The 18,598-nt window shown below is 43.2% G+C and carries 12 protein-coding genes, 2 tRNA genes and 3 rRNA genes; 12 read left to right on the forward strand and 5 right to left on the reverse strand.

Features of this window, described 5'->3' with window-relative positions; genetic code table 11:
- Positions 1 to 173: 173 nt before the first annotated feature.
- From ACRWQL_RS16795 to ACRWQL_RS16810, 4 genes are all read left to right on the forward strand, one after another.
- Positions 174 to 440, forward strand: coding sequence for a DUF4212 domain-containing protein (locus tag ACRWQL_RS16795; RefSeq protein ID WP_226414645.1), 267 nt, complete (start codon positions 174 to 176; stop codon positions 438 to 440).
- 13 nt (positions 441 to 453) lie between these two features.
- Positions 454 to 2,172 carry a sodium:solute symporter family protein gene (locus ACRWQL_RS16800; protein ID WP_434951189.1) on the forward strand — a complete coding sequence of 573 codons (1,719 nt, stop codon included), beginning with the start codon at positions 454 to 456 and terminating at the stop codon, positions 2,170 to 2,172.
- 147 nt (positions 2,173 to 2,319) lie between these two features.
- The gene (locus tag ACRWQL_RS16805; RefSeq protein ID WP_434931568.1) at positions 2,320 to 4,167 is read left to right on the forward strand and encodes a DUF294 nucleotidyltransferase-like domain-containing protein; all 1,848 of its coding nucleotides are present in this window, start codon (positions 2,320 to 2,322) and stop codon (positions 4,165 to 4,167) included.
- The gene (locus ACRWQL_RS16810) at positions 4,167 to 4,865 is read left to right on the forward strand and encodes an exonuclease domain-containing protein (protein ID WP_434951191.1); all 699 of its coding nucleotides are present in this window, start codon (positions 4,167 to 4,169) and stop codon (positions 4,863 to 4,865) included. Before ACRWQL_RS16805 ends, ACRWQL_RS16810 begins: the two co-directional genes overlap by 1 nt.
- Before the next feature lie 95 nt (positions 4,866 to 4,960).
- Here the strand turns inward: ACRWQL_RS16810 and ACRWQL_RS16815 are convergent, their stop codons facing one another.
- Both ACRWQL_RS16815 and ACRWQL_RS16820 read right to left on the reverse strand, forming a co-directional pair.
- A complete protein-coding gene (locus ACRWQL_RS16815) occupies positions 4,961 to 6,046 on the reverse strand; it encodes a ketoacyl-ACP synthase III (RefSeq protein ID WP_434931569.1) in 1,086 nt (361 codons plus the stop codon).
- A 71-nt stretch (positions 6,047 to 6,117) separates the two neighbouring features.
- The gene (locus ACRWQL_RS16820; protein ID WP_434938361.1) at positions 6,118 to 6,789 is read right to left on the reverse strand and encodes a GntR family transcriptional regulator; all 672 of its coding nucleotides are present in this window, start codon (positions 6,787 to 6,789) and stop codon (positions 6,118 to 6,120) included.
- 159 nt (positions 6,790 to 6,948) lie between these two features.
- On the opposite strand from ACRWQL_RS16820, the gene gmhB reads away from it, so the two are divergent.
- From gmhB to rrf, 6 genes are all read left to right on the forward strand, one after another.
- Complete coding sequence (gmhB, locus tag ACRWQL_RS16825) at positions 6,949 to 7,503, forward strand: D-glycero-beta-D-manno-heptose 1,7-bisphosphate 7-phosphatase (RefSeq protein WP_434926591.1); 555 nt, start codon at positions 6,949 to 6,951, stop codon at positions 7,501 to 7,503.
- A 411-nt stretch (positions 7,504 to 7,914) separates the two neighbouring features.
- Positions 7,915 to 9,459, forward strand: a 16S ribosomal RNA gene (locus ACRWQL_RS16830).
- Between the two features lie 89 nt (positions 9,460 to 9,548).
- Positions 9,549 to 9,625: transfer RNA gene (locus ACRWQL_RS16835), tRNA-Ile, on the forward strand.
- A gap of 145 nt (positions 9,626 to 9,770) precedes the next feature.
- Positions 9,771 to 9,846, forward strand: a tRNA-Ala gene (locus tag ACRWQL_RS16840).
- A 362-nt stretch (positions 9,847 to 10,208) separates the two neighbouring features.
- Positions 10,209 to 13,111: ribosomal RNA gene (locus tag ACRWQL_RS16845) — 23S ribosomal RNA — on the forward strand.
- A 142-nt stretch (positions 13,112 to 13,253) separates the two neighbouring features.
- Positions 13,254 to 13,369: ribosomal RNA gene (rrf, locus tag ACRWQL_RS16850) — 5S ribosomal RNA — on the forward strand.
- The 16S, 23S and 5S rRNA genes sit together here with 2 tRNA genes alongside, the layout of an rRNA operon.
- Before the next feature lie 377 nt (positions 13,370 to 13,746).
- On the opposite strand, the gene ACRWQL_RS16855 is transcribed toward rrf, so the two are convergent.
- The 3 genes from ACRWQL_RS16855 to ACRWQL_RS16865 all read right to left on the reverse strand — a co-directional run bounded on the left by ACRWQL_RS16855 (position 13,747) and on the right by ACRWQL_RS16865 (position 16,045).
- Positions 13,747 to 14,367: a glutathione S-transferase family protein gene (locus tag ACRWQL_RS16855; RefSeq protein WP_434951193.1), complete on the reverse strand. Its 621-nt coding sequence runs from the start codon at positions 14,365 to 14,367 to the stop codon at positions 13,747 to 13,749.
- A gap of 278 nt (positions 14,368 to 14,645) precedes the next feature.
- Positions 14,646 to 15,332: a type 1 glutamine amidotransferase domain-containing protein gene (locus ACRWQL_RS16860; protein ID WP_434951195.1), complete on the reverse strand. Its 687-nt coding sequence runs from the start codon at positions 15,330 to 15,332 to the stop codon at positions 14,646 to 14,648.
- Positions 15,333 to 15,460: 128 nt separating this feature from the next.
- The gene (locus ACRWQL_RS16865; protein WP_434951197.1) at positions 15,461 to 16,045 is read right to left on the reverse strand and encodes a TetR/AcrR family transcriptional regulator; all 585 of its coding nucleotides are present in this window, start codon (positions 16,043 to 16,045) and stop codon (positions 15,461 to 15,463) included.
- A 699-nt stretch (positions 16,046 to 16,744) separates the two neighbouring features.
- Here ACRWQL_RS16865 and ACRWQL_RS16870 point away from each other — a divergent pair.
- Together ACRWQL_RS16870 and ACRWQL_RS16875 are read left to right on the forward strand one after the other, a co-directional pair.
- On the forward strand, positions 16,745 to 17,617 hold the full coding sequence (locus ACRWQL_RS16870; protein WP_434931573.1) for a 6-carboxytetrahydropterin synthase: 873 nt from the start codon (positions 16,745 to 16,747) through the stop codon (positions 17,615 to 17,617).
- A 162-nt stretch (positions 17,618 to 17,779) separates the two neighbouring features.
- The gene (locus tag ACRWQL_RS16875; RefSeq protein ID WP_434953412.1) at positions 17,780 to 18,586 is read left to right on the forward strand and encodes a M23 family metallopeptidase; all 807 of its coding nucleotides are present in this window, start codon (positions 17,780 to 17,782) and stop codon (positions 18,584 to 18,586) included.
- The last annotated feature ends 12 nt before the right edge of the window (positions 18,587 to 18,598 follow it).

Genomic DNA, 18,598 nt, shown 5'->3' on the forward strand with positions numbered 1-18,598 from the left:
CTAGGTTTGTTGTAAATTTTTTATCCTATTGTTTATTAATAGATAAATATTATTTATAGGTTATTTTTGACTACGGGTTAGACTAAGGTCTTGATTGTCGAACCCCTGTGAGTTGCTAAATTAACAATGACTTTACAATTCGACTTTAAAAAAACAATACAGGGGAAGTCGCAATGGCTTTTGAAAATAACGAAAAGGCAGCAGGGTATTGGCGTGAAAATTTACGTTTAGTACTTGTACTGCTAGCAATTTGGGCAGCAGTTTCATTTGGCTGCGGTATTTTATTAGTAGACGTGCTTAATGAGTTTTCCTTTATGGGATTCAAATTAGGCTTTTGGTTTGCGCAGCAGGGTGCAATGTATGTATTCGTGGCGCTGATTTTTGTTTATGTGGCAAAAGCAAATGCCCTAGACAAGAAATATGATGTTCACGAAGATTAAGGGGCACTGAAAAATGGATGTTCAAACATTAACATATATTATTGTTGGCGCGACATTTGCGCTATACATTGGCATCGCGATTTGGGCGAGAGCTGGTTCCACTCAAGAGTTTTATGTAGCCGGTGGTGGTGTGCATCCGGTAATGAACGGTATGGCTACAGCAGCAGATTGGATGTCGGCGGCATCCTTTATCTCGCTAGCGGGTATTGTGTCATTTACAGGTTATGATGGTTCAGTTTATTTAATGGGCTGGACAGGGGGTTATGTTTTATTAGCCTTGTGTATGGCGCCTTACTTACGTAAGTTTGGTAAATTCACGGTTCCTGATTTTATCGGTGACCGCTATTACTCACAAACTGCCCGTACTGTTGCGGTAATTTGTGCCATTTTCATCTGTTTTACTTATATTGCGGGTCAAATGCGCGGTGTCGGTGTGGTCTTCTCTCGCTTCTTAGAAGTCGAAGTTGAAACTGGCGTATATATTGGTATGGCAGTGGTGTTTTTCTATGCTGTTTTAGGTGGAATGAAAGGGATTACCTACACTCAGGTTGCACAATATTGTGTGTTGATATTTGCCTTTATGGTTCCAGCAATCTTTATCTCTGTGATGATGACAGGTCATATTCTGCCGCAAATCGGTTTTGGTGCTGAGCTAGTTGATGCTGCAGGTAATGGTACCGGAGTCTTCTTACTCGATAAGCTTGATGGTCTTTCTGCTGAATTGGGATTCTCCCAGTATACAGAAGGCTCTAAAGAAATGATTGATGTGTTCTTTATTACAGGCGCATTGATGTTTGGTACCGCGGGTCTACCCCATGTGATTGTTCGTTTCTTTACTGTACCTAGAGTAAAAGATGCACGTTTATCTGCGGGTTGGGCGCTAGTGTTTATTGCTATTATGTACACAACAGTACCTGCTTTAGCTGCTTTCTCTCGTGTTAATATGATTGAGACCATTAATGGACCAGATTCTACCGGTGTTGCTTATGAAGCTGCGCCACAGTGGATTAAAAACTGGGAAAAAACTGGCTTAATTACGTGGGATGATAAAAACAGTGATGGCAAAATATCTTATGCTAATGGTGATTCAAATGAGATGACCATTGACCGTGATATTATTGTGCTAGCAACGCCTGAAATTGCCAGTCTGCCTGCGTGGGTTATTGCCTTAGTTGCTGCAGGTGGTTTAGCTGCTGCACTATCAACGTCAGCGGGTTTACTGTTAGTGATATCAACATCAGTATCGCATGATTTGCTTAAGAAAAATCTTATGCCGGATATCTCTGACAAGAAAGAGTTAATGTATGCGCGTATTGCAGCAGCATTGGGTGTTGTAATGGCTGGTTACTTTGGTATAAATCCACCTGGATTTGTGGCCGCGGTGGTTGCGATAGCTTTCGGTTTAGCCGCTGCATCACTTTTCCCTGCAATTATCATGGGGATCTTCTCTAAAAAGGTAAATAGAGAGGGTGCAATTGCCGGTATGGTATTAGGCTTACTATCTACCGCTGCTTATATCGTGTACTTTAAGTTTATTAACCCTGCTGCTAATACAAGCGATAATTGGTTCTTCGGTATTTCACCAGAAGGGTTTGGTATGGTTGGCATGTTTATTAACTTCGCAGTTGCTTTTGCTGTCAGTAAAGTCACTAAGCCTGTACCTCAAGATGTTGTTGATATGGTTGAATCGATTCGTTTCCCACAAGGAGCAGGCGAAGCGCATGACCATTAATTATTCATTCCTTATTTAGACCCCTTTAAAAGGAGCGCCTCGGCGCTCTTTTTTATTGACTAAATATAGTAAGCTTGGGCTTAAGTCTTATAGCCAGTATTCAGTTGGCACAGGTATATTAAATAAAACCGCCAATGAGAAAATAATATGAATGCCAGTGAATTACAGCCAATTGAGCAGTTTTTGCAAACCCATGCACCTTTTGATTTATTGTCTAAAGCGTTAGTTGAGCGCTGTGCTAGGGAAATTAATATTGGCTATTACGCAAAGGCATCGGCATTTGTTGAGTTTGATCCTGATAATCCTAAATTATATTTGGTTAGAAGTGGCGCATTTGAAGTTAGAGATCCACAGGGTGTATTAGTTGATAGAGTCGCTGAAGGAGAATGTTTTGGTTTTTCGACATTATTGTCAGGCGAAAAAGTGGTTAACAAGGTCGCTATTTTAGAAGATGGCTTGGTTTATCATATCCCCCAACATTTATTCACCGAATTAAAAACCCATAATCGTCAGTTTGATACGTTTTTTACCCGTGCGTTTGCTCAGCGATTACGCAATGAACATAAGTTTAAAGCTAAAGATCTCACTACGACCAGTCGCATTACTAATATGATGTCTAAAAATCCAATTTGTATTGCTACCAACGCCAGCGTGCAAAATGCTGCAAAATTAATGCGCGATAATAGGGTTTCATCTGTGTTGGTGTTAAATGATCACGGTTTAGTCGGTATTGTCACTGATCGCGATTTACGAAATAGAGTCTTAGCAGAAGGTTTTGATGGCAATATTTGTGTAGACCAAGTAATGACTGTTCAGCCCAAAACCGTGGCCTCTAATGCACTGGTATTTGAAGCTATGTTATTGATGAGTGAATATAATATTCATCATTTACCTGTAATAGACAATAATCAAGCTAAAGGTATGGTCACCAGTACTGATATTTTACGTGCCCAGAGTTCACAACCATTATTATTAATTGGTGAAATAGACCGCCAGGATTCAATTGAAAAGTTGATCTTTGTCAGTAAGCAAATCCCAGTATTATTACAAAACCTTATAAGTGCTGATGCACGGGCAGAAGAGATTGGCAGAGTGTTAACGTCGGTCACAGATGCATTAACCCGTCGCTTAATTGTACTAAATCAGCAATTATTGGGTAAAGCTCCGATGGCTTTTTGTTGGTTAGCTTTTGGCTCGCAAGGTAGGCAAGATCAAGTGGCTTGTTCAGATCAAGATAATGGTTTGTTATTAGCACATGAACCGGATGAGTTCGCAGCGGCTTACTTCGATAAATTAACCCATGCGGTTTGTAAGGGACTTGATCAATGCGGTTATATCTATTGTCCTGGCGATATTATGGCGCAAAATCCTAAGTGGCGGTTATCACTCCTCGAATGGCAAAATAAATTCAAAAAGTGGGTACTCACACCTGATCCTAAAGCCCTAATGCACGCCAGTATTTTCTTTGATATGCGCGCAGTGTATGGACCGCAAACCTTGTTTGATGAATTACAGAACTCAGTGATGTCGCATACCCAAAATAATGACATCTTTTTAGCCGGTATGGCGGGTAACTCATTACAGCAATCACCGCCTTTAGGTTTTTTCAGAAAATTTGTACTTGAACGAGATGGCAGTGAAGTCAAAGGCATGGATTTGAAGCACAAGGGCAGTGCGTTAATCAATGATATTGCCAGAGTCTATGCTCTAAGTGCCGGCATTAAAGAGGTCAATACCGCTAAACGTATTCGCGCGTTAATGGACGCCAATATCATTAATCGCAAAGATGCTCTTAATTTAGCGGACGCCCATGAGTTTATAGCGCATATGCGCTTAGCTAATCAGGGATATCAGGCGACAAATAATTTGGTTGTGAGTAATTTTTTAAAGCCACAGGATTTGTCATCTTTATTGCGCCATCAATTACGGGATGCCTTTAAAGTGGTCCATGATGCTCAATCAGGTTTGAAACTTAAGTTTACCCGGAGTTTTTAGTGGTCAATCATTTATGGCTTAAAGGTCGGTTTTGGTTAGATTCACTGGTTAATCAGCAGGGCGAAAAGTCGATATTAGCGGATTATCAGCGGGCATTAACAAACCAATTTAATCATACTATCTTTGATGCTAAATTGATGGCGATTGATTTGGAAATGACCGGCCTTAATGCTGAGAAGGATCAGATCATTAGTATGGGTATTGTACCTATCATTCAAGGACAAATCCCCCTGTCTCAAGCTCAACATTTGATGATTTCAATCGATGGTAGTGTAGGCCAAAGTGCGACTGTTCACGGTATTGTTGATCATCAATTACAAGATGCTTTACCCATTGATTTAGCAATGAATTGGTTACTAAAAGAAACCCAAGGATATATTTTGGTAGCACACCATGCGCCAATGGATATGGCATTTATTCAAAAAAACTTACACAGTGTATTTGGACAAAAAGTACTCATGCCTTTTATTGACACCTTAGCGATTGAAAAAACACGCTACCTGCGTCAGCATGACCACTTAGTTAAAGGGTGTGTTCGATTAGGGCAAAGTCGAGAACGTTATCACTTGCCTGTATATGGTGGACATAATGCATTAATAGATGCCATTGCCTGTGCTGAGTTATTTTTAGCGCAAGTATCGGCATTAGGCGGAACTAAAAACATCAAATGCCATGAGTTAATTGGGGTAACTAAATAGCTCTAATTAACAGCTTTAATTCAAACATAAAATAAGCCAGTCAATTGACTGGCTTATTTTATGAGTACGATAGAGTATCGTTTTATATATTAGGTCTATCGACCTTCTTGCTCAGCTTTATTGAAAAAGTAATCCACCGCAGGTTTAATTAATTCTAGTGCAGTTTGCTCACAATCTGGCACTTTGGCTTCACTAGTATTAATAGGAGTAACGCGGTCAGTCCATTTAAAAAGTAAAGCTGCTGATGTCAGTCCAGCACCAAATGCACAGGATAAAATAGTTTGTCCAGGCTCAATTAAGCCTTTATCTAGTGCATCACAAATAGCAATTGGGATAGTCGCAGCTGATGTATTGCCATAGTTTGCTATATTGACGATGGCTTTTTCTTTAGGAATTTTCATCCGACTGACCAAAGTATCTATGATACGTTCGTTAGCTTGATGGGGAATAACCCAATCGACATCGTCTTTATCAACATTGCATTTCTCAAGTACTTTAGTACTTAAAGATCCCATACCCTGAATGGCGCGTTTGAAGATTTCTTGGCCATTAAACTCAATATAGAAATCTAACGAGCTACTGTCTAAGCGATCCATTTGGCTGCCAAAATTCGATTTTAAAATTTCACGTCCATCAGGATCATTATTAAGCTCATAGCCTAATACTCCGCCTTCTTCATCACGGGCTTCTAAAATGACCGCACCAGCACCATCGCCAAATAACACCGCAGTTTCACGACGAGACCAATCTAAGTAAAAAGATAAACGTTCAGCACCAATAACTAATACTTTTTTATTCTGGCCGCTTTTAATTAACGAGCTTGCTAATCCTACGCCGTATAGAAAACCACTGCATGCCGCATTTATATCAAATGCGCCGCATGTTGCACCAATATTTGCTTGTACAGTAGAGGCTATATTAGGAATTAAACTATCAGGGCTGGCCGTTGCTAGAATAATTAAATCCAACTCACTGCCATCAATCCCGGCAGCAGCTAAAGCATGTTGTGCAGCAACGCTGGCCAGTACAGAAGTATTAACGTGACTAATATTACGTTTACTAATACCTGTACGAGATTTAATCCACTCATCAGATGTTTCCATAAAGGTGGCAAGGTCATCGTTGGTTAGCGATGCGGGAGGGACAGCTTTTCCCCATCCGGTGATATGTGCATACTGCATAAAACTTCTCTCAATGTATAAATAAAACAGGCAATTAAGGTGATATTTGACCCACTCAGTCTTGAAGTCGTCTAGTCTAAATGCTTAACAACTAACTTTGTAATAGCTTCAGCAGCGTGAAGAATATGTTCACGCAGTAAGTGTGTCGCTTTTTCAATATCTTTTCTTTGGCACAACTCAAGTAATTCACGGTGCTCTCGCTCCGCAGTGGGGATCCCACCTGTTAACAATAGTTGTAAACGAATATAGCGATCACAATTAGTATTTAAGCCATGAACAACTTCGAGTGTATGGCTGCGGTTGGCGGCTTTATATAGGCAAGTATGAAATTGCGTATTAAGCTCGCTCCAACTGGCCACAGAATCCTGGCGTTTAAATGCGTTTTCTAGTGCATTTAATACTCTGTCCGCTTCTTCAAAATCGGCTTCTTGTAAATTAGGAATAGCCTTTGCAAGCAAGTCAGACTCAATCATTGCTCTGAGTTCAAATAACTCTGTGACCTGTTCAACAGATAAAACCGTGGCCGTAGCACCTTTATGCGGCTCAAACTTAACTAACCCTTCAGCTTCTAATTGTACTAAAGCCTCTCGTACTGGAATGCGACTGACGTTCAATTGTTCAGCAATAGCAGTTTGACGTAAGGGTTCGCCACCTTTTATATCACCAGAAAGGATCTGTTCTCTGAGTACTTCAACTACAAGTTGAGTACGCGTTTTGTGAATGATAGGGGGTATATTACTCATTAGCTCTTTTGTTTTCGCGAAATAACCGAGCAAGGTTACCGCTTCATGGCGCCTTAATAAAGTGAAACATGGTTATTCGCTATAATTATCCTTTATTGGGCTAGCTCAAATGCGAAGACGGTGTGATAATTAATACAGAAAATTAATGAGGATTAATAAGTGAATAAAGCAGTTTTTCTTGACCGAGATGGTGTGATCAACAAAGATCATGGCTATGTATATCAAACGGATGACTTTGAATATATTGAAGGTGTCTTTGATGCCTGCCTCGCATTGAAGAAAATGGGCTATAAACTTGTCGTTGTGACTAACCAATCGGGTATTGCTCGCGGCATGTACAGTGAAGACGATTTTCATTCCTTAACTGAGTGGATGGATTGGAACTTTGCTGATAAAGGCATTGAACTGGACGGTATTTATTATTGCCCGCATCATCCAGAAAAAGGTTTAGGTGAATATAAGCAAGATTGCGATTGTCGCAAGCCAAAACCAGGAATGATGTTAGAGGCGGCTAAGTTTTTAAAACTTGATCTAGCCAATTCAATTATGGTCGGTGATAAGGCTGATGATATCCGTGCAGCTAAAGCTGCGGGTATAGGTCACAGTATTTTAGTCAGAAGTGGTAAGAAGGTAGACGAAGCCGGAATTGATATCGCATCTATTGTAGTTGATAGCATTGCAGATGTGCCCGCTTTTATAGAAACACTTAATTAGTCCAGCCTAAAAAGGCCTTTCAGGCCTTTTTTGATGGTTAAGTGTACGCTTAGTTTAAAAAGTGTTCGGTTGGTTGGTTTATTTGAAAGTTTTTGCAAAAAGGGGTTGCGGTAAAATCTCCTATCCCTATAATGCGCACCACTGACACGGAACACGGCGTCTAACGCAAGTTACCAAGTCCGCTCTTTAACAATTTATCAAGTAATCTGTGTGGACATTCACAGGTATTGAGTTATTCGAAATTGCTTCTTCTTAGGAAGAGCAATCAAAAAATTTAACTCGATGATGAGAATGTTCATAGTAATATGAAACTACAGCAATGTAGTAAATAACTCGTTAGCTCTTATGAGCGAAGCGAATTATGACAGTAGAATTCATTGAGCCGTTCGACGTAGTCGAACAAAAAAACTTTAATTGAAGAGTTTGATCATGGCTCAGATTGAACGCTGGCGGCAGGCCTAACACATGCAAGTCGAGCGGCAGCGGGAAGATAGCTTGCTATCTTTGCCGGCGAGCGGCGGACGGGTGAGTAATGCCTAGGGATCTGCCCAGTCGAGGGGGATAACAGTTGGAAACGACTGCTAATACCGCATACGCCCTACGGGGGAAAGGAGGGGACCTTCGGGCCTTTCGCGATTGGATGAACCTAGGTGGGATTAGCTAGTTGGTGAGGTAATGGCTCACCAAGGCGACGATCCCTAGCTGTTCTGAGAGGATGATCAGCCACACTGGGACTGAGACACGGCCCAGACTCCTACGGGAGGCAGCAGTGGGGAATATTGCACAATGGGCGAAAGCCTGATGCAGCCATGCCGCGTGTGTGAAGAAGGCCTTCGGGTTGTAAAGCACTTTCAGTAGGGAGGAAAGGCAGTAGTTTAATACGCTACTGCTGTGACGTTACCTACAGAAGAAGGACCGGCTAACTCCGTGCCAGCAGCCGCGGTAATACGGAGGGTCCGAGCGTTAATCGGAATTACTGGGCGTAAAGCGTGCGCAGGCGGTTTTTTAAGCCAGATGTGAAAGCCCTGGGCTCAACCTAGGAATTGCATTTGGAACTGGGGAACTAGAGTCTTGTAGAGGGAGGTAGAATTTCAGGTGTAGCGGTGAAATGCGTAGATATCTGAAGGAATACCGGTGGCGAAGGCGGCCTCCTGGACAAAGACTGACGCTCATGCACGAAAGCGTGGGGAGCAAACAGGATTAGATACCCTGGTAGTCCACGCCGTAAACGATGTCTACTCGGAGTTTGGTGACTTAGTCACTGGGCTCCCAAGCTAACGCATTAAGTAGACCGCCTGGGGAGTACGGCCGCAAGGTTAAAACTCAAATGAATTGACGGGGGCCCGCACAAGCGGTGGAGCATGTGGTTTAATTCGATGCAACGCGAAGAACCTTACCTACTCTTGACATCCAGAGAATTCGCTAGAGATAGCTTAGTGCCTTCGGGAACTCTGAGACAGGTGCTGCATGGCTGTCGTCAGCTCGTGTTGTGAAATGTTGGGTTAAGTCCCGCAACGAGCGCAACCCCTATCCTTATTTGCCAGCGAGTCATGTCGGGAACTTTAGGGAGACTGCCGGTGATAAACCGGAGGAAGGTGGGGACGACGTCAAGTCATCATGGCCCTTACGAGTAGGGCTACACACGTGCTACAATGGCGTATACAGAGGGTTGCAAAGCCGCGAGGTGGAGCTAATCTCACAAAGTACGTCGTAGTCCGGATTGGAGTCTGCAACTCGACTCCATGAAGTCGGAATCGCTAGTAATCGTGAATCAGAATGTCACGGTGAATACGTTCCCGGGCCTTGTACACACCGCCCGTCACACCATGGGAGTGGGCTGCAAAAGAAGTGGGTAGTTTAACCTTCGGGAGAACGCTCACCACTTTGTGGTTCATGACTGGGGTGAAGTCGTAACAAGGTAGCCCTAGGGGAACCTGGGGCTGGATCACCTCCTTACCTATACGACTAACTCAATACCTAAAAGTGCAGAGATGCATGTGAGTGTTCACACAGATTACTTGATAGAAAGAAAGAGAAATTACGTTGGGTCTGTAGCTCAGCTGGTTAGAGCGCACCCCTGATAAGGGTGAGGTCGGTGGTTCAAGTCCACTCTGACCCACCAATTCTTCATTTCTCCTGTGTTAATTTACCGCTCGTTTAGTGAACTAAACGTCGCAATAAATTGCCTTGGATAAATTCGAATTGGCAAGCCAAATAAATTGGCTGACCTTCTTAGAAGGTAAACGTAAATTCTCACTGTATGTAAAGGGGTTATAGCTCAGCTGGGAGAGCGCCTGCCTTGCACGCAGGAGGTCTGCGGTTCGATCCCGCATAGCTCCACCATTCATCTTCGATGAAATACATACATATTGGTCCGAGATGCCAAAGATAAACGAAATTTTATCTTTGGCTTTTTTAAGCCCGCTCTTTAACAATTTGGAAAGCTGATAGTACTAACTAAAGGCGCATGAATGATGATTCGTTGTCGTTTGTGTGATTAGGTTAGTGCGAAAATAATATTGATGCGAAAGCATCAGTATCTTGAGTTCTCAAAACACTGTTTAAGTGTCTTGAATATTCTAAAAACTAAGGCGAGTCACACTTCCTGGTCGGGAGTGAGACAAGTAAAAACCAGCTAGTTGCAATACAGTCCGATTAGTTCATTCTCTTGTTTACAAGGGCAGTGAAACTCATTTGGGTTGTATGGTTAAGTGACTAAGCGTATACGGTGGATGCCTTGGCAGTCAGAGGCGATGAAGGACGTAATAACTTGCGAAAAGCGTTGGCGAGCTAGTAATAAGCATTTGAGCTAACGATATCCGAATGGGGAAACCCGGCCACATAAGTGGTCATCATACAGTGAATACATAGCTGTATGAGGCGAACCTGGGGAACTGAAACATCTAAGTACCCAGAGGAAAAGAAATCAACCGAGATTCCCCTAGTAGCGGCGAGCGAACGGGGATTAGCCCTTAAGTCTATGGGGTGTTAGTGGAATGAGTTGGAAAGCTCAGCGGCACAGGGTGATAGCCCCGTACATGAAAACTAACCATAGATGAAAACGAGTAAGGCGGGACACGTGACATCCTGTTTGAATATGGGGGGACCATCCTCCAAGGCTAAATACTCCTGACTGACCGATAGTGAACCAGTACCGTGAGGGAAAGGCGAAAAGAACCCCTGTGAGGGGAGTGAAATAGAACCTGAAACCGTATACGTACAAGCAGTGGGAGCGGTTCTTGAGACCGTGACTGCGTACCTTTTGTATAATGGGTCAGCGACTTACGTTTTGTAGCGAGGTTAAGCGAATAGCGGAGCCGTAGGGAAACCGAGTGTTAACTGCGCGTTTAGTTGCAAGGCGTAGACCCGAAACCGAGTGATCTAGCCATGGGCAGGTTGAAGGTTGAGTAACATCAACTGGAGGACCGAACCGACTTATGTTGAAAAATGAGCGGATGACTTGTGGCTGGGGGTGAAAGGCCAATCAAACTCGGAGATATCTGGTTCTCCTCGAAAGCTATTTAGGTAGCGCCTCGAGCGAATACCATTGGGGGTAGAGCACTGTTAAGGCTAGGGGGTCATCCCGACTTACCAACCCTTTGCAAACTCCGAATACCAATGAGTACTACTCGGGAGACAGACAGCGGGTGCTAACGTCCGTTGTCAAAAGGGAAACAACCCAGACCGTCAGCTAAGGTCCCAAAGTGTATGTTAAGTGGGAAACGATGTGGGAAGGCTTAGACAGCTAGGATGTTGGCTTAGAAGCAGCCATCATTTAAAGAAAGCGTAATAGCTCACTAGTCGAGTCGGCCTGCGCGGAAGATTTAACGGGGCTAAACATACCACCGAAGCTACGGGTTTGCAGTTTACTGCAAGCGGTAGAGGAGCGTTCTGTAAGCGGTTGAAGGTGAAGGGGTAACCCACACTGGACGTATCAGAAGTGCGAATGCTGACATGAGTAACGATAAAGGGAGTGAAAAACTCCCTCGCCGAAAGACCAAGGGTTCCTGTCCAACGTTAATCGGGGCAGGGTGAGTCGACCCCTAAGGTGAGGCCGAAAGGCGTAATCGATGGAAAACAGATTAATATTTCTGTACCTCTGCTAACTGCGATGGAGAGACGGAGAAGGCTAGGCTAGCGCGGCGTTGGTAGTCCGCGTTTAAGGTAGTAGGCGGTGTTCTTAGGCAAATCCGGGAACACGTACTTAAATGTACACGTTGAGAGCTGATGACGAGTCACTAAGGTGATGAAGTAGTTGATGCCATGCTTCCAGGAAAATCTTCTAAGCTTCAGGTTAGTAGGGATCGTACCCCAAACCGACACAGGTGGTCGGGTAGAGAATACCAAGGCGCTTGAGAGAACTCGGCTGAAGGAACTAGGCAAAATGGTACCGTAACTTCGGGAGAAGGTACGCTGCTGTTGGTGATGGGACTTGCTCCCTAAGCTGACGGCAGTCGCAGATACCAGGTGGCTGCAACTGTTTATCAAAAACACAGCACTGTGCAAAATCGCAAGATGACGTATACGGTGTGACGCCTGCCCGGTGCCGGAAGGTTAATTGATTGGGTTATCGCAAGAGAAGCTCATGATCGAAGCCCCGGTAAACGGCGGCCGTAACTATAACGGTCCTAAGGTAGCGAAATTCCTTGTCGGGTAAGTTCCGACCTGCACGAATGGCGTAATGATGGCCACGCTGTCTCCAGCCGAGACTCAGTGAAGTTGAAATTGCGGTGAAGATGCCGTATACCCGCGGCTAGACGGAAAGACCCCGTGAACCTTTACTATAGCTTGGCACTGAACATTGAACCTACATGTGTAGGATAGGTGGGAGACTTTGAAGCTTCGTCGCTAGATGGAGTGGAGTCAATCTTGAAATACCACCCTTGTAGTTTTGATGTTCTAACTCTGGCCCCTTATCGGGGTTGAGGACAGTGCCTGGTGGGTAGTTTGACTGGGGCGGTCTCCTCCCAAAGAGTAACGGAGGAGCACGAAGGTTGGCTAAGTACGGTCGGACATCGTACGGTTAGTGCAATGGCATAAGCCAGCTTAACTGCGAGACATACACGTCGAGCAGGTACGAAAGTAGGTCATAGTGATCCGGTGGTTCTGAATGGAAGGGCCATCGCTCAACGGATAAAAGGTACTCCGGGGATAACAGGCTGATACCGCCCAAGAGTTCATATCGACGGCGGTGTTTGGCACCTCGATGTCGGCTCATCACATCCTGGGGCTGAAGTCGGTCCCAAGGGTATGGCTGTTCGCCATTTAAAGTGGTACGCGAGCTGGGTTCAGAACGTCGTGAGACAGTTCGGTCCCTATCTGCCGTGGGCGTTGGATGATTGAGGGGAGCTGCTCCTAGTACGAGAGGACCGGAGTGGACGAACCGCTGGTGTTCGGGTTGTCATGCCAATGGCATTGCCCGGTAGTTACGTTCGGAATCGATAACCGCTGAAAGCATCTAAGCGGGAAGCGAGCCCCAAGATGAGTCATCCCTAGAGCTTTAAGCTCTCTAAAGGGCCGTAGGAGACTACTACGTTGATAGGCAAGGTGTGTAAGCGTTGTGAGGCGTTGAGCTAACTTGTACTAATGACCCGTGAGGCTTAACCATACAACCCAGATGGGTTTTACTGACCTTAGTGGTTAGAATGGGACGCTTAAATAGTGTGACGAGACTCAACCTCAGATAAAGCAATCAGCTTTCCGAATTATTATTTAATGCTAGTTAACTGGCGTTAGATAAACAAAATTTGTCTGGAAACCATAGAGCTGTGGCACCACCTGATCCCATTCCGAACTCAGAAGTGAAACACAGTATCGCCGATGGTAGTGTGGGGTCTCCCCATGTGAGAGTAGGTCATTTCCAGGCGCCAAATAATACAGCAAGGCCACTCTAATTGGGTGGCCTTTTTGTTTTGTGTCGAAAAATTATTCTTGAGCATAAGTCATACATAGTGTGGCCGATATGCCCATGTGAGAGTAGGTCATTTCCAGGCGCTAAATTTACTCGAAAGAGTAGTGATAAGCCCGTTACTAACGTAATGGGCTTTTTTACGTTTGAGATTTGAGCATGTCATTTGAGCATAGTATTAGTGTGGCCGATATGCCCATGTGAGAGTCGATCATTTCCAGGCGCAAAAAAGTAAGGCTACCTTAATCGGGTGGCCTTACTTTTTTATCTGGTTGAAATGTTTTTTGAACTAATGTGGCTTAATGAAGTTATAAGTCAATATGTAGCTTAAGGCGCTAAAGGGTATTCTGCTGAGTTTCAATTTCACTGGCACGAGTGAATCCGCTGTGCGTATTAAGTTGTTTATAGTAGCGATCAAGGTTTGGGTATTCAGCCAGTTCACCTCTTGCAGCTATCACTTCTATAACAAATGACATCATGATATCGGCGCCAGTGAGTTTATCGGCCACTAAATAGCGCTTACCTTCTAAAGATGCATTTAAGTAACCCATTACTTTTGCGACTTCTATATCGGCGTAACCCGCCATGAAATTGGTTTGGCAGCCATCTTTTTCAACAAACAATCGAAGTAACAGAGGTAACATTGCAGAGCTTTCAGCGAAGTGCAGCCACTGTATATAACTAACGTAATCAGTGCTATTTGATTCAGGTGCTAAGTGACTTGCATATTGATTAATTAAATACTCGGTGATGGCGCCTGATTCAGCAATGACTAGGCCATTGTGCTCAATGACTGGTGATTTACCTAATGGGTGAATTGCAGTTAATTCAGGTGGTGCTAGAAAGGTGACTTTGTCTCTTTGATAAGCTTTAACTTGGTAGGCTTGCCCTAGTTCTTCTAACAACCATAAAATACGTTTCGAACGAGACTGATTGAGATGGTGTAGTGTGATCATAATAATCCCTTTACTGTCAGTTTGCCTTTAAAAGCGGGCAAGATATAAATTAATAAATCTATTAACCAGATTTAACTAAGCTGAATCAAGATTAACTTGGTTTGAACCTAGGGTTAATTCGATAGATTGCCGTGGTTAGTATATTTTATTAGCCAAAATAATAACCCTAGCCATGTTTCAGTTTGGCTAGGGTTATTGATTGACTCTTTACGCCTTAAATAGTTTGGCCATTATGCCGCTATTTATGAACCATTAAACCCAAAGGTGGCTTAAAATATTTATGCTTTAAGTAACATCAGCATGGCTTGAGCAACTGCTTCTGATGAAGCCGGATTTTGGCCAGTAACTAAGTTGCCATCAACTTCAATATGGCTAGCCCAATCTGCACCTTTAGTGTAAATACCACCATTTTCTTTCAGCATATCTTCAACTAAGTAGGGGACGATCGCCGTTAGTTGCACAGCATCTTCTTCGCTGTTAGTAAATCCTGTAACTTTTTTACCGTTAACTAGAAAGCTGCCATCGGCATTTTTAGCATGGCGTAATGCGCCTGATGCATGACACACGAGACCAAGTGGTTTACCTTGCTGGTAAGTCTGTTCAATTAAGGCAATCGAGTGTTTGTCTTCAGTTAAGTCCCAAAGTGGCCCATGGCCGCCAGGGTAAAAGACAGCATCAAAGTCAGCTACATTTATACTGTCAAGGCGTACTGTATTTGCGAGCTGTTTTTGAGCATCAGTATCGCTTTTAAAGCGTGCAGTTGTTGCCGTTTGGAAGTCTGCACCATCACTACTTGGATCTAAAGGTGGCTGACCACCTAAAGGGGAAGCCAGCACTATCAGTGCGTCATTATCAGCAAAATGATAATACGGTGAGGTAAATTCCTCTAGCCAAAAGCCTGTTTTATTTCCTGTGTCACCTAGTTTATCGTGTGAGGTTAATACCATTAAAATTTTCATCTGCATTCCTAATTAATAGACCAGTCGTCTATTTTGGGGCTGTCAATATCCGCTGTAAAACGGTGAGGATGTACCTTAAATCGTATAGCTTGTCGGTTTAGATAAATCTTTTAGAATCAATTAATCATCGCTGACTATGGCTTTAAAAATAATATAGTTATGTCCATTGCCTGCTTTAGCCCTTTGTCATCTTTGCTTAGTTTTGCCATTAAGCTAGCGCCGATCCACAAATTATAAAGCAGTTCAGCTGTCTCATCCGCACTGAGTTTTTTAATCGATTTATCTTCAATACCCGCGGTGATACAGCCACTAATCGCGCCTTGTACTACTTGGGTGCCTTTTAATAATGCGACTCGCATAGGTTCTGATAAATCAGCTACTTCGGCACTCAGTTTAACCACTAGGCACTTTTGTGATGAACAGCTATCTGCTTGTGACGTCATCCAACCTTGCCAATATGTCATTAAACGTTTTAATCCAGATTGAGCTGGGTTACCAAACAGGATTTGTAAACGTTGCTGATATTCATCGAAGTAATCTTCGATGAGCGCTTCACCAAATTGCTCCTTTGATTTGAAGTAATGGTAAAACGAGCCTTTAGGGACTTCGGCATGTTTAAGGAGTTCAGACAATCCAACGCTGACAAAGCCGCGTGCTGCGATCAATTGATAGCCGATATCTAAAATATGTTGGCGTGTATCTTGGGTGCTTGTTTTCATCCAGTGAGGATACACTCAAATAGACCAGTCGTCTAGTGGGTGTCTTATGACTATCAATTCGTTCTTATTTCAAATCTGGCTATCCTTTTTTGTTATCAACTAATATTGGGCTGATGAGCATCTGAATTTATAGTATTTTCTTAATATTAATTTTTGCATGTAAAAAATCTTCTACGATTAATTTATTAATATAATCGCACGATCTATGCTTAAAGGCATTCCGAATAATATTACAACTCAGTTTTTGATGGGTTAACTACTAATGTCAAAGCACTGTCAAAAGGTGTTTAGTTGTCGGCTTTGCTCAGATTAACGACTTGGATCCCTCTCAACTGGGAGTATATAACTTGCATTTGCGCTATAAAATTGTCAAAGCGAGTGGTTTAAAGGTCTAGATGGTCTTTATCTTGGCTAGTTTCAGGATGGCAATTGGGTTAATGCAAAAAATAAGCTGGTCATTTCTCTTGTAAATATAACCTCGATGTTGCGTGATGCAACTTACCTCACTTTATAAATGAGATGGGTTATAAAATAGAGTTAGATCAACCGCTATTTTCAGCGTTTTTTATCATATTTAATATGTTTACTCGCTCATAGAGTGACTTTTGTTTAGAATGTTTATCCTCATCGTCCTTTGGCCATTTGCTAATTGGAACTGATTCACACTGAGGTGGACTGTTTTTCTGCCTAGGAGCTTTAATGCAACTGTTTGTAAAAGATTTAACCGTAATAGACTTCTCTTATCTTTGTCCCATTCGCGGTATGGTCGGCGAAAGCTGGATTGTTGATGTGCTGCTTGATGGCGGGCTAGACGAGCAAAATATGGTGCTTGATTTTTCTAAAGTCAAAAAAACCATTAAGAATACCATTGATGATGTTGCCGACCATCGTTTGTTGATCCCAACAGCGTGTAATCAAGTCAGGTGGCAACAACAGGGTGACAGAGTGTGGATGGATTTTGCTAGTCAAAAGGGCGATATTCATTTGGCTTGCCCATCACAAGCATTTGCCCTCATCCCTACAGAAGTCATCGACTTTGAAAGTGTGAATGACTTTTTACAAAAAGCCCTTCGCGAAGCATTACCTGACAATGTGCAAGATATTAGTATTACATTACGTAATGAAGTACTGACGACGCCTTATTATCATTACAGCCATGGTTTACGTAAACATGATGGCAATTGTCAGCGCATTGCACACGGTCATCGCAGCCCTGTAACCGTATTTGAAAATGGCATAGCCGAGCCCAAATGGGACGAGTATTGGGCTGAACGTTGGCATGATGCTTATTTAGGCACAGAAGAAGATATAGTTCCTGTTGCAGATCTCCAATTATCTAAACAAGCCAATGTCAGTGATGATACCCATTACGGTTTTCATTATGTTGCGCCGCAGGGAGATTTCCAGTTAGCCATGCCTAAAAATTGCTGCGATATTATTCCCCATGACACCACAGTAGAGTTACTGGCTGAGTATATGGCAGTAACTTTGGCGGCTAAAGTGCCTGAAAGCCATTTTAAAGTGATTGCCTATGAAGGCATTGGCAAAGGGGCTATAGCGGTCAGAGGATAGGCCTGAACAGCAGTCTGAGTAATAGTCTGAACAAAATAGATAGAAACAAAAAGTCATTGTCGTTTATTAAATTGCTGTTAGTTATTGTGAGTTATTAGGGGTAACAAGGAATTGAGTCATATTAAATTGTTTGCGGTAGCTTGCAGTGCTTTACTATCGGGTGTGCTTATATCTCCAGCTAGCGCTGAAATTACCTTCCAAGGGCAATTTGAACAGGGCGCATTAGTGCGCGGCACTGTGCCCGCAGGAAGTGTTATTAAACTTAATGGTGGACCTGTAAAAGTCACCCCCAAAGGGCAATTTGCTATTGGATTTGACCGCGATGCTAAAACCGAGCAAATGTTGGAGGTTACCTACCCAACAGGATTAACTGAGCTTAAGCCGATTAAAGTCGCTAGCCGTGAATATAAAATTGATCGTGTTACCGGCATTAGTACCACAATTATGAAGCCTGATCCCGTTGCGCAAAAACGTGCCGCTGAAGATGCAAAGCAAACCTTCGCAGCGCGTGAAACCTTTATTGAACAAGACGCTTTTATGCAGGACTTTATTTGGCCTGCAACCGGTCGTATTTCTGGGGTATATGGCAGTCAGCGTGTGTATAACGATGTACCAGGTAACCCGCACTTTGGTGTCGATGTCGCTAGACCAACGGGTACAGTCGTCGTATCTCCAGCTGACGGTGTGATTACCTTAGCGGTCCCAGACATGTTTTACTCGGGTGGGACATTAATTATTGACCACGGTTATGGTGTTAGTTCGACATTTTTACATTTAAGTAAGTTATATCCAAAGGTTGGTGATAAAGTGACTCAAGGCCAAAAGCTGGCTGAAATAGGCGCAACAGGCCGTGTAACTGGGCCACATTTAGACTGGCGTTTGAACTGGTTTCAAATGCGTTTAGATCCTGTGTCTATCGTGCCATCTATGTCGAGTGTGTTAGCTGCGGAAAAAACAGCTAAAAAATAACGCTTTGATGGG

It is taken from the genome of Shewanella sp. HL-SH4, assembly GCF_051164845.1.
GTDB lineage: Bacteria > Pseudomonadota > Gammaproteobacteria > Enterobacterales > Shewanellaceae > Shewanella > Shewanella glacialimarina.

What these genes read in the sequence shown, in the direction of transcription:
- ACRWQL_RS16795 (WP_226414645.1), top strand. Translation starts at nt 174, where the DNA reads ATGGCTTTTGAAAATAACGAAAAGGCAGCAGGGTATTGGCGTGAAAAT.
- ACRWQL_RS16820 (WP_434938361.1), bottom strand. Translation starts at nt 6,789, where the DNA reads ATGAGTAATATACCCCCTATCATTCACAAAACGCGTACTCAACTTGTA.
- ACRWQL_RS16855 (WP_434951193.1), bottom strand. Translation starts at nt 14,367, where the DNA reads ATGATCACACTACACCATCTCAATCAGTCTCGTTCGAAACGTATTTTA.
- ACRWQL_RS16870 (WP_434931573.1), top strand. Translation starts at nt 16,745, where the DNA reads ATGCAACTGTTTGTAAAAGATTTAACCGTAATAGACTTCTCTTATCTT.
- ACRWQL_RS16860 (WP_434951195.1), bottom strand. Translation starts at nt 15,332, where the DNA reads ATGCAGATGAAAATTTTAATGGTATTAACCTCACACGATAAACTAGGT.
- ACRWQL_RS16800 (WP_434951189.1), top strand. Translation starts at nt 454, where the DNA reads ATGGATGTTCAAACATTAACATATATTATTGTTGGCGCGACATTTGCG.
- ACRWQL_RS16865 (WP_434951197.1), bottom strand. Translation starts at nt 16,045, where the DNA reads ATGAAAACAAGCACCCAAGATACACGCCAACATATTTTAGATATCGGC.
- ACRWQL_RS16805 (WP_434931568.1), top strand. Translation starts at nt 2,320, where the DNA reads ATGAATGCCAGTGAATTACAGCCAATTGAGCAGTTTTTGCAAACCCAT.
- ACRWQL_RS16815 (WP_434931569.1), bottom strand. Translation starts at nt 6,046, where the DNA reads ATGCAGTATGCACATATCACCGGATGGGGAAAAGCTGTCCCTCCCGCA.